The following is a 13,200-nucleotide window of genomic DNA, read 5'->3' on the forward strand; positions in this document are numbered from 1 at the left end:
CTCCATGGTGCAGGCCTTTCTGGATTGCCCCACCGGCCTGGCCGGCGACATGCTGCTGGCCGCCCTGCTCGATCTCGGACTGCCCGAGCCCGTGATCCATCAGCCCCTGGCCCAGCTGGGCCTCCAGGGCCGCTACCGCCTGCAGCACGCCGAGAGCCGCAGCGGCGGCCTGCGCGGGCGGCGCCTCACGGTGGAGACCCTCGAGGCGGATCCGCCCCACCGCTCCTGGGGGAGCCTGCGCCGCAGCATTGAAACGAGTGCACTGGAGCCGCGCCTTCGCGAGCGGGTGCTGGCGGTGTTCGGCCTGCTGGCGGAGGCGGAGGGGGCGGTGCACGGCCACGCTCCGGAGCAGGTGCACTTCCACGAGGTGGGGGCCCTCGATGCCCTGGTGGATGTGGTGGGGGTCTGTGCCGGTCTGCTGCATCTCCAGGTGGACCAGCTCATCTGTGCCCCTCCCCCCGCGGGCCACGGCAGCGTCAGCACGGCCCACGGGCTGCTGCCCCTGCCGGCCCCGGCGGTGCTGGAGCTGGCCCGCCGCCGCGCCATCCCCCTGGCCACCGCCGAGGGGTTCCCGGCCGGAGAGCTCACCACCCCCACAGGCCTGGCCCTGATGGCCTGCTGGGCCGAGCGCTTCGCCGTCGCGCCGGCCCTGCTGCCGCAGCGGGTGGGCATCGGCCTGGGACACCGCCAGCTGGATCGCCCCAACCTGCTGCGTCTCTGGCTGGGGGCAGCGGCCACCGCAGCCGATGGCGGGCCGCAGCTGGAAACGGTGCTGCAGCAGCAGGCCCAGATCGATGACGCCAGCCCCGAGGATCTGGCCTTCCTGATCGAGGAGCTGCGCGCGGCCGGGGCCCTGGAGGTGTTCAGCGCCGCCATTCAGATGAAGAAGGGCCGTCAGGGGATGCTGCTCACCGTGCTGGGCTGGCCGGAGCAGGCCTCCGCTCTGCGCGAGATCTGGTGGCGCCACGGCAGCAGCCTCGGCCTGCGCGAGCAGCTGCAGCAGCGCTGGGCCCTGCCCCGCCGCAGCCGCACCCTGGCCACGGCCCTGGGGGAGGTGCGCGTGAAGCTGGCCGTTGTCCCCGGCGCTTCGCCCCGCTGGAAGGCCGAGCACGACGACCTGGCCGCCCTGGCCCGCCGCCATGGTCTGAACCTCTCCCAGGTGCGTCAGGCGGTGGAGCAGGCCATGGCCGAGGACAATGACGCTCTCCCCTCCGAATGCGGCTGATGCCCTCCCTCCCGCCGCTGTGGTCGTCGCTCCGGCGGGTTCCCAGCCGCCTGCCGCCGCTCCCCGGCGGTGCCCGCCTCTGGGTGACGCTGCTGAGCCTGGGCTTTCTGCTGGCGGCCCTCAAGGGCAACGCCGAGCAGCTGCTGGCCCAGCGCCTCGACCCCCAGGGCTGGCTCTGGCTGGTGATCGGGGTGGGGCTGAGCCTGCTCAGCCTGGTGATCAACGGCCTGGCCTGGGCCGTGGGTCTGCGCTGGTTCCGCCTGCGGCCCCGCTGGGGTCTGAGCGTGCGCGCCTACCTCAGCACCAACCTGCTCAAGTACCTGCCCGGCGGCATCTGGCATCTGGCGGCGCGGGTGCGCCTGCTCGTCCAGGGCGATCGCCTGCTGGCTGGCCCGGCCACCTCGGTGGCCACACCCCTGGCCCTGGCGGCCACCCTGCTGGATCCGCTCCTGGCCGCCAGCGCCGCCCTGGCCATCGCGGCGGCGGCGGGCTGGAGGTCGGGATGGCCCCTGCTGGGTCTGCTGCCGCTGCTGGTTCTCGTGCCGCGCTGGTTCCAGCCGCTGCTGCAACGGCTCGAGCGCTCGCGCGAGCGGCAGCTGGCCCGCTCACCCCAGACCCAGCCCCTGGTTCAGGGCCTGCCTGACGCCGACTCCAGCTCAGCCGGCTTCCTCCTGCCCGGCTATCCGCTGCTGCCGCTGCTGGTCCAGGTGCTGTTCGTGCTCTTCCGCTTCAGCGGCTTTGCGGCCTGTGTGCTGGCCTTCGATCAGCAGCTCTCCCTGCCCTGGCCTGCCTGGCTGCTGGGGTTTGCCCTGGCCTGGACGGCCGGGCTCGTGGTCCCGGGGGCCCCCGGTGGCCTGGGGGTGTTCGAGGCGGTGCTGCTGGTGCAGCTGGGAGGCCAGCTGGCGGAGGCTCCGCTGCTGGCGGTGGCGCTGAGCTACCGCCTGGTGGTGACCCTGGCCGATCTGCTGGCGGCCCTCACGGCCCGGCTGGATGCGGCCCTGGATCCGCCTCTTCGCAATTGCGGCATCAGTTGAGAACAGCGGGCTACAGTGGCCTCGACGTACGCGGTGATCCGGTGTCCTCCCGATCGCCCGCCAGCCCAGCTCCAGCTCCGCTCCCGGCTGCCGCCGGCGGCCTGCGCTCCAGCCTGCACGGGCGGGGCCGCCGGCTCACGCCCCAGCGCCAGACGGTGCTCTCGTTGTTCGAGCGCATCGGTGAGGGCAGTCACCTCAGCGCCGAGGAGGTGCATCAGCGCCTGCTGAGGGCCGAGGAGCGGGTGTCCCTGGCCACGGTGTACCGCACCCTGCGCCTGCTCAGCTCGATGGAGCTGCTGCGGGAGCTGGAGCTGCCCGAAGGGGGGCGCCGCTTCGAGCTGGCCAGTGATGCCCACCGCGATCACCACCATCTGGTCTGCGTGGGTTGCGGCCGCACCGAGGAATTCGAGAGCTCCGTCGTGCTGGACGAGGGCCGTCGGGCCGCCGGCAGCCACGGCTTCCGCCTGATCGAGTGCGTGCTCAACGTGAGGGCCCTCTGTCCTCGCTGCGCAGCCGGCGAACCCGCCTGAGCGGGACGGCAGCCAGGCCGAGTTGCTGATCGGCCCAGTGGGCCGTGAGGGCGGCGAGCAGGGTGGCGCGATCGCCGTGGAGTCTGAGCATCGCTGGGGTGCGGCAACGAGCCCAAGGCTGGGCCCCCCTCGGCGCCGCCATGGCTCCGGGGGCACCGGCGCAGGGAGCAAAAGGCACAGTCCGGGGTCCATGCCCAACGGGCGCCAGTGCGGCGGCGCCTTGCAACAGGGGCAGTTATTGAGAACCGATTGCAAAAGGGCACCTCTGCTGTTTAGATTGCGAGTCATTCGCAATAGTGACGGTTCCGTGAGCTTCCGTTTCCTGCCCGATCAGCCCCTCTCCTGTGTGCGGATGCCGGCCGGCCAGACCGTGCTGCTCGATCCCGCTCTGCGCCCCGGCGGCAGCTCCATCGAAGTCCTCGAAGGCATCGCCCGCGTCTACTGCCCCTGCGAGGAGACCGAAGGCATGACCCTGGCCTTCCTCCAGCCCGGTGATCAGCTGCGCACCGACCGCCTCTGCAGCGAAGGCGTCTGCGTGGAAGCCCTCACCCCCCTCTGCTTCCGCTCCGAAACCGAGGCCGCCAGTGACACCGGCTTCGATCCCGTCAACGAGTGGACGCTGCAGCTGCTGCGCATTCGCCATCTCGGCTCCGCCGAGCAGCGCCTCCATGCCCTCTTCGGCCTGCTGGTGCGTCGCCTCGGTCGCCGTTGCGGCCCCTGGTGTGATCTGCCCTTCCGCCTCACCCATGAGCGCATCGGAGAGCTGATCGGCACCACCCGGGTCACCACCACCCGGCTGATCTCCCGGATCCGCCAGGCCCAGCTGCTCGAAGCCCCGGCAGGAGAACCGGGCCTGCGCCTGGCGCCCTCCCTGGTGGAATCCGCCCCTCTCGCCGCCGCTTGATCCCCCTGCTGCCCTGCCCGCTCTCAGCCGGCTGGGAGCTGGTGGGCCAGGCGGAGCTGCCCACCAGGGCCGCCGATGGCCGCCGCCTGGGGGGGTTCTCCGCAGCCGCCAGCGATCCGTCCGATGGCAGCCTCTGGCTGCTGAGCGACCGGGAGGAACCCGAGCTGATTCCCATCTGGGACCTCTCCGGCCTGGGCCAGAGACCCCTGCGCCTGGGGGAGCGCCTGCCCCTGCGCGACGCCGCCGGCGAACCCTTCCCAGCCCCCCTCGACGGTGAGGGCCTCGTGCTCGAGGGCGACAACCTCTGGATCGTCACGGAGGAGCGCCGCAGCGCCGATCGCCCGGCCCAGCTGCTGCGCTTCGATCGCCGCAGCGGCCGCCTGCGCGAGGCCCTGCTGCTGCCGCAGGCCTGGAGGGCCGCTCCGGGCCAGGGCCTCGGCAGCAACCAGGGGCCCGAATCGCTCACCCGCCTGGGCGGTTCTCCCCTCACCCTGCTGCTGGCGGCCGAGCGGCCCCTGCTCCAGGACCGACGCGACCAGCTGCGCCTGCTCACGCACGGCCCCGGCGGCTTCCGCCCGATGGGGTCCCTGCGGCTGACGCTGCCGGCCCCCCACTGGGGCCTCACCGAGCTGCTCGCTCTCCCCGGCGGTGGCCTGCTGGGCCTGGTGCGGGGCTTCGAGCCCCCCGCCAGCTGGTGGACCCAGCTCCTGCTGCTGCCCGCCCCGGGTCCGGCCGGATCGGAGCAGGCGCCGCTCCGCCGCTGGGATCTGCTGGCGACCGGTCTGGCCCCCGACAACTGGGAGGGTCTGGCCCTGGGGGCTCCCCTGGCCGACGGTCGTCCCACCCTGCTGCTGGTGAGCGACGACAACTTCAACCCCCTCCAGGCCAACCGCCTGGCCCGGCTGGCCCCGCGCCGGCAGCCCGGCTGCAGCGACGGCTCAGTCGCGGCTCTCGAGGGTGGGGATCAGGGCCAGTGAGGCCACCAGTCCCAGGGCCATGATCACCAGGGCCGGCGCCATCGCCGCCCCCACCCGCTCATCGCTGGCGTACTGGAACACCCGCACCGCCAGGGTGTCGAAGTCGAACGGGCGCAGGGAGAGCGTCAGCGGCAGTTCCTTCACCACATCCACGAACACCATCAGCGCCCCCACCAGCACCGGCCCGCGCAGCAGCGGCAGGTGCACCCGCCGCAGCACCTGGGTCCAGCTGCAGCCCAGGCTGGTGGCCGATTCATCGATGCTGGGGGGGATGCGCTCCAGGCCGGCATCGAGGCCCTGCTTGGAGACCGCCATGAAGCGCACCCCATAGCCCCAGATCAGCAGCAGCAGCGGGCTGAGCGCCCACGGCCCCCCCAGCAGCATCAGCCCCAGGGCCATGACGCTGCCGGGAACGGCGTAGCCCATTCCCGCCAGAAAACTGAGCTGGCGCACCACCAGCTGGGGGCTCCAGCGGCGGATGATCGCCAGCAGCAGGGCCGCCAGGGCGGTGAGCAGGGTGGCCACCAGGGCCAGGCCGAGGCTGCGTCCCGCCAGGATCAGCTGCTCCGTCAGCGGCTCCTCCAGCAGATGGCGCCAGCCCTCCGCCACCCACACCAGCGGAATCGCCAGCGCCAGCACGGGCGGCAGCGCCGACACCACCTGGGCCAGCAGCGCACGCCAGCCGCTGAGCACATAGGCCTGGGCCTCGCCGTTGGCATGGCCCAGATTCCAGCGGCGGCTGCGCTGGCGCAGCGAGCGCTCGGCGGCCACCAGCACCACCACGATCGCCAGGGCGATCAGCGACAGCAGCGCCGCGCCGCGGGGATCCCCCTCCACCTGCCAGCGGTCGAGGATGCCCGCCGAGAGGCTGGGAACGCCGAGCAGCCGCACCGCCCCCAGTTCGTTCACCACCTCCATGGCGCTCAGGGCCACCCCGGCACCGATCGCCGGCAGGGCGATCGGCAGGGCCACCCGGCGGAAGGCCTGCCAGGGTCCCACCCCCAGGCTGCGGCTGGCCTCCAGCAGCTGGCCGCCTGTGATCGAGAAACTCTCGGTGCTCAGCAGAAACACATAGCTGTAGTTGGCCAGGCTCAGCAGCAGCACCGCCCAGCCCAGACCATGGATGCGCAGCCCGTGGCTGCTGCCCCAGTCGATCAGGCTCGCGGCCAGCAGATAGGCCGGAAAGGCGAGCGGCAGCAGCTGGGCGATGCGCAGCCAGCGCCGGCCGGGGAAGCGGCAGGCGGCCGTGAGCCAGCCGATGGAGGTGCCCATCACGGCCCCGCACACCCCTTCGCCCAGCACCAGCACCAGGGTGCCGCGGATCTGCTCGGCGCCATCGAACCCAAGCCCCAGACCGCCTGCCAGCGCTGGCTGGAGAGCGGCATCCCGCAGCAGGGCCGCCATCGGCAGCAGGGCGAGCACGCCGATCACCACCACCACCGCGGTGAGGACGGGCCGGCTGGAGGGGCTGACGCGGGTCAGCGGCCTGGGGGCGAGCAGGGTCACTTCCAGCCCGTTTCCACCATCAGCTCGCTGGCTTCCCGGTTGCCGCGGGCCAGCTGATCGGCGCTCACCGGCGAGGGCTCGAAGCTGCCGAAGCTGTTCAGGATCGGGTTGTCACCGAATCCCTGCAGCGGATATTCGTTGTTGGCGGCCGCATAGCCCTTGCCGGAGCTGGGCGACACCAGAAATTCGATCAGCTTTGTGGCCGCTTCCGGATGGCGGGCATGGCGCGTGACACCGGCGGCGGTGATGTTCACATGGGTGGGCCTGGGGAAGACCACCTTGATCGTCTCCGCCAGGGCCCGGTCCTCCGGCTTGGCCTCGCTTGAGAGCATGCGGGCCAGGTAGTACTGATTGGCCACCGTCACGCCGCACTCGCCCCGCCCGAGCGCCCGCAGCATCGGCGTGTCACTGGTGAAGAAGGGCGTCTTCACGTTGGCCGTCAGGCCCTCCAGCCAGGTTCTGGTGGCGGCGGCGCCCTTCTGAGCCAGGATGTCGGCCACCAGCGACTGGTTGTAGACGCTGGCTCGGTTGCGCAGGCAGAGCTTGCCCTTCAGCTCCGGCCTGTCCAGATCGGCGTAGGTGCCCAGGCTGGCCGGGTCCACCAGGGTCGGATTGACCATGATCGGCCGGGCCCGGCGGGTGAGGGCGTACCAGCTGCCGTCCGGGTCGCGCAGGCTGGCGGGCACGTCGCGGTCGAGAGCCGCGGAACGGATCGGCTGGAACAGGTTCTCCTGGCGGGCCCGCTGAATGCGGGCGGCATCCACCAGCACGACCACATCGGCCGGACTGCTCGCGCCTTCGCTCTTCAGGCGCACGATCAGTTCATCATCCTTGCCCTCGAGCAGGTTCACCTTGATGCCGGTCTTGGCCGTGAACTGCTTGTAGAGCTCCTTGTCGGTGTTGTAGTGGCGTCCGGAATAGACATTGACCTCCTGGCCGTCGCTCGAGCCACCGCCCCCGGCGGCGCTGGTCTCCGGCTTCTGAGCCTGGCTGCAGCCGGTGAGCAACGCCAGCCACAGGGCCCCGCAGAGTGCGGTCGCCCTGGAGCGGAACCGGGGGGGGCGATGCTGGGTCATGGTCGAGGGTCTGTCGTGCAGGCAACGTACGGAGCCGGGCCATGGGGGCCGCGTTCAATTGCTTCCAGCTGATGTGACATCCGCTACCCCGGAGCCGGACCCGTCACCATCGCCGGACCTGCCCGCCCTGATCCGTGCCCTCTCCTCCCCCGGCGCCTATCCCGAGGAGGCCTGGGGGGAGCTGCCCCGCGATCAGCGCCGGGTGGAGGTGATCCAGACCCACATCAGCGTGGTCTTCCTCACCAGCTGCCGTGCCCACAAGCTCAAGAAGCCGCTGCGCTTCTGGGGGCTGCTCGATTACGGCAGTGCCGAGCGGCGGTTGCACTGGTGCCGCGAGGAGGTGCGCCTCAACAGCCGCCTGGCTCCCGATCTCTATCTCGGCGTGGCGCCCGTGCTGCGGCTGCCGGCCGGTGAGCTGCGGTTCGGGGCCCTGGGTGAGGAGCATCCCGGCGGAGGCGAGCATGTGGTGGTCATGCGCCGCTTCGCCGCCGGCGACACCCTCGCGGCCCGCCTGGCGGACGGCGATGTCAGCGACGCCGAGCTCCAGGGGCTGGGTCGGCGCATCGCCCGCTTTCACGAGCAGTACCCCCTGCCGCCGGAGCTGGCCCGCGGCGCCGATCGTCGCTTCGCGGCGGTGCTGCGCAACAACGTGCGCGCCACTCGGCGGTCGGTGCCGGCCCTGTTTCCTCCAGGGGTGCATGGGCTGCTGGTGAGCGGCCTGGCCCTGGCCCTGCTGCGCAGCCGTGGCCTTCTGCGCCGCCGCCTGGCGGCCGGGCAGGCGGTGGATGGACACGGTGATCTGCGCCTCGAGCACGTGCTGCTGCAGCCGGAGCTGGCGGTGGTGGATGGCGTGGAGTTCAATGCCGATCTGCGCCAGGTGGATCGCGCGTCGGATCTGGCCTTCCTGGTGATGGACCTGCAGGCGGCGGGTCACGGCGATCGCGTGGCCGCCCTCCTGGCCGGCTACGGACAGGCCATCGAGCCGGCCGTGCTCCGGCTCTTCTGCGCCTACCGCGCCCATGTGCGGGCCAAGGTGGAAGCAGCCACCAGCGGCGAGGAGGAGATCCCCGGCGGCCAGCGCCGGGCCGCCGAGGGGATGGCGCGGCGCTATCTCAGCCTGGCCCTGGCCTATGCCAGCCATGGTCTGAGGCCGCCGGCGCTGATCCTGCTCCATGGCGTGTCCGGCAGCGGCAAGAGCCACCTGGCTGCCCGCCTGGCCCCCTGGCTGCTGGCGGAGCACCAGCGCAGCGATCTGATCCGCAAGCACCTCCATGGCCTCAGCCCCCTGCAGCGCCCCTCACCCAGCCAGCGCCAGACGCTCTACGGCCCCGAGGCCCACCGGCGCACGGAGGAGGCCCTGCTCGCCGCCGCCGCCACCGGCCTGGCCCGGGGTCGCTGGGTGCTGCTCGATGCCACCCACCTCAGGGCCGCCAGCCGCGAGCGGGCCCGGCAGCTGGCCCGGCGGCAGGGGGCGGTGCCCCTGCTGCTGGAGGTGCGGGCCGATCAGGCCCTGCTGCAGCAGCGGCTGGAGCAGCGCGGCCGCCGCGATGACGACCCCAGTGATGCCGACCTGGCGGTCCTGCTGGAGCAGCAGCGCACGGCCGAACCGCTCAGCTCCGCCGAGCGGGAGCGCAGCCTGGTGGTGCAGTCCCACGCCGACCTCGACGAGTCGGCCGTGCTGATGGGGTTGTGGGAGTGCTGGGGCCGGACTCAGCTGCCGATCCAGTGAGCGCAGAGCTGACGCCGGTGGGGCCTGCGACGGTGTTCCCACAGGTAGATCGCCTGCCAGGTGCCGAGCAGCAGCCGTCCCCCCGCAAAGGAGACGCTGAGGCTGCTGGCGGTGAGGGCGGTGCGGATGTGGGCCGGCATGTCATCGGCCCCTTCGTCGTCGTGGACCCAGGGGCGCAGCGGGCCTCTGCCGCTGATGGGACGCACGCCCTCCTCAGGCACCAGGGCCTGCAGATAGGCGGCGAGATCCTGCAGCACCCGCGGATCGGCGTTCTCATTGATGGTGAGGCTGCAGCTCGTGTGCAGAACGCTCAGATGCATCACCCCCAGCTGCAGACCGGTGGCCGTCAGGCCTCGTCCGAGCCGGTCCGTCAGATCGTGGAAGCCCTCCCCGGCGGTGGTCAGCTCAAGCCGGTCGAGGTGCTGTCGCAGCATCGGGGTCGAAGGGGATCGGAAGGATCGGTGCAGGCCACGGACGGTGCCCCAGAGTCGCGTCTTGTCGCAGAGCCGGGCGCCCGCCCGACCCCTCAGGAAGCCCGCCAAACCTAGGCTCGAGCCATGGTCCCAGATCCCCCGCGATGCCCTCTGCTTCGTCTTCCGTCAGCCGACGCCGCTGGTGGCTGCTGCTGAGCCTGGTCGTCCCTCTGGCGGTCGCGGGCGTCGCGGCTCCGGCTCAGGCCCAGAAGGTGGTGCCCAAGCTCAGGGAGATGTGTCCGCTGGGCTATGTCGATCTCTTCAACGGCAAGTGCAGCACCCTGGGGGTCACCACCTACAGGGTGAAACCGAGCGACGGTGAGGCCTGCCCCTCCGGCTGGATGAATGTCGGCGGCGGCTACTGCCGGCGCCAGTGATCCCAGGCGGATCAGGGCAGCTCATCGAGATGCCAGCTCACCAGCCCCTGGCACACCGCCTTCACCGCCGCCTGGGTCCGTCCGCTGGCCCCCAGCTTCTGAAACGCTGATTTGAGGTGGCTGCGCACCGTTTCCACCGACAGGTGCAACCGGCCGGCGATCTGGGGGTTCTGATAGCCCCGCACCACCAGTTCCAGCACCTCGAGTTCCCGCGCGCTCAGGCCTGGCCCCGCCGGATCGGGGCTGGCGCGGCGGGCCAGGGCGAGCAGATCCCTCAGCTGGGGCTCCATGTAGAAGCCGCCGCCGAGCACCGCCCGGGTGGCCGAGACGAGATGGCCGAAGCCCACGCCGCGATCGGCGCAGATGCCGTCACAGCGGGCTTCCAGGGCCGCGCGCACCTGGGGCGGGGATTCCTCCTCCAGCAGCAGCAGGCAGCGCAGCTTCGGATGCAGGCTCTTGGCTCGCCGCACCAGCTCAAGACCACTGCCGGGACGCAGAGGGTGGGTCACGAACAGGAGGTGCGGCTGACGCTCGCTCAGCAGCTCCAGGGCCTCGCCCTCGCTGGTGGCTGAGCCGAACCACTGGCAGCGATCCCCGACCACCCCGGTGAGCAGGGAGATCACCAGCCTGCGGCCGCTGGCCACCATCAGGCTTCTGCTCTGCAGCAGGGCCATCACCTCCTGGCGCGACTGCGCCGAACGCTCCAGGAATCCACTTGAGTTCACGTGTTCCCTGCGTTCAGTAATAACGGCGGGGGTTCTGGCGGATGGCCAGCTGCACTTCCAGCAGGAACAGCAGCAGTCCCACGATCAGTGAGGCCATCGCCAGCACGAACACCGGCACGACGATCGCCGCCAGATCCAGCGCGGCCACGGCACTGATGAACATCACCGCCACCACCCCCGACACCAGCAGGGCGGTGAAGGTGGTGAAGAGGATGGCGCGGTTGATCAGGAACGTGCGGCGGCGCTGCACCTCCAGGGCTCCCCGCAGGCGCTTGGCCTGGGCCAGATCACTGCGCTCCATCGCCTCCTGGATCAGGCGGCTGCGGTCGATGACCCGCGCCAGCCGCGTGGTGAACATCCCCAGCAGTCCGGTGATGCCCGTGAGCAGGAACACCGGCGCCACCGAGAGCTGGATCGCCTTGGAGAGGCCCGCGACGGCCGACTCCTCGCTGGGAGCGGAGCTGGTGAAGATCTCGGCCAGGAGCATGGGGCCCGCCCGTGAGGCCAGCGTTGCGGGCCTTCGACGCACAAATTACCGAGATGGGCCCGGCAAGACCTATCTCGGCCCCTGCTCGGTCAGGATCACAGCACGTTGAAGTCCGCTCCAGACTCTCCGGCCCATGACCACGATCCTCTGCCACTACGAGGGTGACCTGCGCTGCAGCGCCAGCCATGGTCCATCGGGCTCCGCGCTCAGCACCGACGCCCCCACCGACAACCAGGGTCTGGGGGAGCGGTTCTCGCCCACCGACCTGGTGGCCACCGCCCTGGCCACCTGCATCCTGACGATCATGGGCCTCGTGGCTGAGCGCCACACCATCGCGCTCCAGGGCTGCACCGCCCGGGTCGAGAAGACCATGACCACCGGTGGCGTGCGCCAGATCGAGCGGCTCACGGTCTGGGTGGCCCTTCCGGCCGGTCTCGCGCCGGACCAGATCCGTCTGCTGCAGCGTGCCGCCGAAGGCTGCCCGGTGAAGCGCAGTCTCGAGGGCTCGGTCGCCATGGAGCTGCACTGGCAGACGCTGGCGGCAACGGACGCCTGAGGCGCCGAGCCATGCTTGAGCTCTTCGGCCTTCCTCCCCATGCCCCAGACGGGTCAGGCCCTCGAGCGCCTGCGTGAGCACCTCCACCAGACCCGGCTGCTCGGTTCGATCAGCAGCGCGCTGTATTACGACCAGAACACGGTGATGCCGGCGGCCGGTGCCGACTGGCGCGGCCAGCAGCTGGCCCTGCTGGCGGGCCAGCTGCACGAGCGCCAGAGCAGCGAGCACTACGCGGATCTGGTGGCGGCGGCCGAAGCCGAACTGGATGCGGCCGCCCCCGCGCGCACGCGGCGGAATCTGCAGCTGCTGCGCCAGGAGCTGGAGCGGCAACGCAGCCTGGATCCCCAGCTGGTGGCCTGCCTGGCCAGGGCCCAGTCCCGGGGCAATGCCGTCTGGCAGGAGGCGCGGCGCAGCAACGCGTTCGCCGTCTTCGCGCCCGCACTGGTGGAGTTGCTGCAGCTGCGGCGTGAGCAGGCCGCTCAGCTGGCGCCGATCGAACCGGCCGGCCGCAGTCCTTGGGAGATCCTCGCCCAGCCCTTCGAGCCCGACGTCAGCAAGGCTCGTCTTGTGGAGCTGTTCGCCCCCCTGAGCGCAGGGATCCCGCCCCTGCTGGAGCGGGTGCTGGCTTCATCCCCTGCGGCGGCGGCCAGCCCCTCGCCCAGCGCCAGGGCCATTCCGGAGACGCAGCAGGAGAGCCTCTGCTCCGAACTGCTCGAGAGCTGGGGCTACGACCCCACCCGCTGCCAGCGCTCGCGCTCGGCCCATCCCTTCTCCTGCACCCTCGGCCCGGCCGACTACCGCATCACCACGCGGGTGGTGCCCGATCAACCCTTCTCCGCCTTCCTGGCCACCGCCCATGAATGGGGCCACTCCCTCTATGAGCAGGGCCTCCCCCGCAGCGATGACCACTACTTCCCCTGGCCCCTCGGCGAAGCCACCTCGATGGGAGTCCATGAGTCGCAATCGTTGTTCTGGGAGTGCCGGGTGGCGCGCAGCCAGGCCTTCGCCGCCCGCTGGCATCCCCGCTTCTGCGGGGCCCTGGGCCATGATCCCTGGGGTGGCAGCCATGGCTTCTGGCGAGGGCTCAATCCGATGCGGCCCGGCCTGATCCGGGTGGAGGCCGACGAGCTCACCTACTGCCTCCACATCGTTTTGCGCTTCGAGCTGGAACTGGCCCTGGTGGAGCAGGAGCTGCCGGTGGAGGAGCTGCCCGAGCTCTGGAACCGGCGCATGGCTGAACTGCTGGGCCTCAGGCCCCAGCGGGATGCCGAGGGTTGCCTGCAGGACATCCACTGGGCCGAAGGTCTCTTCGGCTACTTCCCTTCCTATGCCCTCGGCCATCTGATCAGTGCCCAGCTGGCCGAGACCATGGAGCGGCAACTCGGGCCGATCGAGTCGGCGGTGGGCGACGCCCGGGAACGTCAGCTTCAGCACTGGCTGGGCGAGAACGTCTGGCCCCTGGGCCGCTCCGTCAACGGGGAGGAGCTCGTGGCCCGGGTCAGCGGAGCGCCCCTCAGCGCCGGCCCGTTCCTGCGCTACCTCGAAGGCAAGGTCGATCGGCTGCTGGAGTCCACCTGAGTCAGCCAGCGGCGGTTCAGCCG

The 13,200-nt window shown here is 71.3% G+C and carries 14 protein-coding genes; 9 read left to right on the top strand and 5 right to left on the bottom strand.

Annotated elements, in window-relative coordinates; genetic code table 11:
- The first annotated feature begins 4 nt into the window (after positions 1 to 4).
- From larC to I1E95_RS15190, 5 genes are all read left to right on the top strand, one after another.
- On the top strand, positions 5 to 1,225 hold the full coding sequence (gene larC, locus I1E95_RS15170; protein ID WP_197163649.1) for a nickel pincer cofactor biosynthesis protein LarC: 1,221 nt from the start codon (positions 5 to 7) through the stop codon (positions 1,223 to 1,225).
- A complete protein-coding gene (locus tag I1E95_RS15175) occupies positions 1,225 to 2,259 on the top strand; it encodes a lysylphosphatidylglycerol synthase domain-containing protein (protein ID WP_197163659.1) in 1,035 nt (344 codons plus the stop codon). The genes larC and I1E95_RS15175 overlap by 1 nt, the downstream gene beginning before the upstream one ends.
- Positions 2,260 to 2,300: 41 nt before the next feature.
- Positions 2,301 to 2,789: a Fur family transcriptional regulator gene (locus I1E95_RS15180; RefSeq protein ID WP_197163661.1), complete on the top strand. Its 489-nt coding sequence runs from the start codon at positions 2,301 to 2,303 to the stop codon at positions 2,787 to 2,789.
- Positions 2,790 to 3,096: 307 nt separating this feature from the next.
- Positions 3,097 to 3,693 carry a Crp/Fnr family transcriptional regulator gene (locus I1E95_RS15185; RefSeq protein WP_197163663.1) on the top strand — a complete coding sequence of 199 codons (597 nt, stop codon included), beginning with the start codon at positions 3,097 to 3,099 and terminating at the stop codon, positions 3,691 to 3,693.
- Entirely contained in the window at positions 3,690 to 4,670 is a 981-nt protein-coding gene (locus tag I1E95_RS15190; protein ID WP_197163665.1) for an esterase-like activity of phytase family protein, read from the top strand. Before I1E95_RS15185 ends, I1E95_RS15190 begins: the two co-directional genes overlap by 4 nt.
- Here the strand turns inward: I1E95_RS15190 and I1E95_RS15195 are convergent.
- Together I1E95_RS15195 and I1E95_RS15200 are read right to left on the bottom strand one after the other, a co-directional pair.
- Positions 4,632 to 6,176: an iron ABC transporter permease gene (locus I1E95_RS15195; RefSeq protein WP_197163667.1), complete on the bottom strand. Its 1,545-nt coding sequence runs from the start codon at positions 6,174 to 6,176 to the stop codon at positions 4,632 to 4,634. The genes I1E95_RS15190 and I1E95_RS15195 overlap by 39 nt on opposite strands.
- Positions 6,173 to 7,252 carry an extracellular solute-binding protein gene (locus tag I1E95_RS15200; RefSeq protein ID WP_197163669.1) on the bottom strand — a complete coding sequence of 360 codons (1,080 nt, stop codon included), beginning with the start codon at positions 7,250 to 7,252 and terminating at the stop codon, positions 6,173 to 6,175. Before I1E95_RS15200 ends, I1E95_RS15195 begins: the two co-directional genes overlap by 4 nt.
- Before the next feature lie 73 nt (positions 7,253 to 7,325).
- Here I1E95_RS15200 and I1E95_RS15205 point away from each other — a divergent pair, with 73 nt between their 5' ends.
- Positions 7,326 to 8,981, top strand: a complete 1,656-nt coding sequence (locus I1E95_RS15205) for a bifunctional aminoglycoside phosphotransferase/ATP-binding protein (RefSeq protein ID WP_197163671.1) — start codon at positions 7,326 to 7,328, stop codon at positions 8,979 to 8,981.
- Here the strand turns inward: I1E95_RS15205 and I1E95_RS15210 are convergent.
- A complete protein-coding gene (locus I1E95_RS15210; protein ID WP_197163673.1) occupies positions 8,963 to 9,415 on the bottom strand; it encodes a secondary thiamine-phosphate synthase enzyme YjbQ in 453 nt (150 codons plus the stop codon). The genes I1E95_RS15205 and I1E95_RS15210 overlap by 19 nt on opposite strands.
- A gap of 143 nt (positions 9,416 to 9,558) precedes the next feature.
- Here I1E95_RS15210 and I1E95_RS15215 point away from each other — a divergent pair, with 143 nt between their 5' ends.
- Positions 9,559 to 9,831: a hypothetical protein gene (locus tag I1E95_RS15215; RefSeq protein WP_197163675.1), complete on the top strand. Its 273-nt coding sequence runs from the start codon at positions 9,559 to 9,561 to the stop codon at positions 9,829 to 9,831.
- An 11-nt stretch (positions 9,832 to 9,842) separates the two neighbouring features.
- Here I1E95_RS15215 and I1E95_RS15220 read toward each other — a convergent pair whose 3' ends face one another.
- Both I1E95_RS15220 and I1E95_RS15225 read right to left on the bottom strand, forming a co-directional pair.
- A complete protein-coding gene (locus I1E95_RS15220) occupies positions 9,843 to 10,556 on the bottom strand; it encodes a response regulator transcription factor (RefSeq protein ID WP_197163677.1) in 714 nt (237 codons plus the stop codon).
- A gap of 13 nt (positions 10,557 to 10,569) precedes the next feature.
- Complete coding sequence (locus I1E95_RS15225; protein ID WP_197163679.1) at positions 10,570 to 11,043, bottom strand: DUF2721 domain-containing protein; 474 nt, start codon at positions 11,041 to 11,043, stop codon at positions 10,570 to 10,572.
- A 133-nt stretch (positions 11,044 to 11,176) separates the two neighbouring features.
- Between I1E95_RS15225 and I1E95_RS15230 the strand changes: the two genes are divergently transcribed.
- Together I1E95_RS15230 and I1E95_RS15235 are read left to right on the top strand one after the other, a co-directional pair.
- On the top strand, positions 11,177 to 11,599 hold the full coding sequence (locus I1E95_RS15230; protein ID WP_197163681.1) for an OsmC family protein: 423 nt from the start codon (positions 11,177 to 11,179) through the stop codon (positions 11,597 to 11,599).
- A gap of 39 nt (positions 11,600 to 11,638) precedes the next feature.
- Positions 11,639 to 13,177 (top strand): carboxypeptidase M32, encoded by a 1,539-nt coding sequence (locus tag I1E95_RS15235; RefSeq protein WP_197163683.1) that lies wholly within the window; start codon positions 11,639 to 11,641, stop codon positions 13,175 to 13,177.
- The last annotated feature ends 23 nt before the right edge of the window (positions 13,178 to 13,200 follow it).

Source organism: Synechococcus sp. CBW1107, assembly GCF_015841355.1.
Classification (GTDB): Bacteria; Cyanobacteriota; Cyanobacteriia; order PCC-6307; family Cyanobiaceae; genus Regnicoccus_A.

Bases quoted from the DNA above. Each gene is read 5' to 3' on its own strand.
- I1E95_RS15175 (WP_197163659.1), top strand. From the start codon at position 1,225: ATGCCCTCCCTCCCGCCGCTGTGGTCGTCGCTCCGGCGGGTTCCCAGC.
- I1E95_RS15230 (WP_197163681.1), top strand. From the start codon at position 11,177: ATGACCACGATCCTCTGCCACTACGAGGGTGACCTGCGCTGCAGCGCC.
- I1E95_RS15210 (WP_197163673.1), bottom strand. From the start codon at position 9,415: ATGCTGCGACAGCACCTCGACCGGCTTGAGCTGACCACCGCCGGGGAG.
- I1E95_RS15225 (WP_197163679.1), bottom strand. From the start codon at position 11,043: ATGCTCCTGGCCGAGATCTTCACCAGCTCCGCTCCCAGCGAGGAGTCG.
- I1E95_RS15215 (WP_197163675.1), top strand. From the start codon at position 9,559: ATGCCCTCTGCTTCGTCTTCCGTCAGCCGACGCCGCTGGTGGCTGCTG.
- I1E95_RS15200 (WP_197163669.1), bottom strand. From the start codon at position 7,252: ATGACCCAGCATCGCCCCCCCCGGTTCCGCTCCAGGGCGACCGCACTC.
- I1E95_RS15235 (WP_197163683.1), top strand. From the start codon at position 11,639: ATGCCCCAGACGGGTCAGGCCCTCGAGCGCCTGCGTGAGCACCTCCAC.
- larC (WP_197163649.1), top strand. From the start codon at position 5: ATGGTGCAGGCCTTTCTGGATTGCCCCACCGGCCTGGCCGGCGACATG.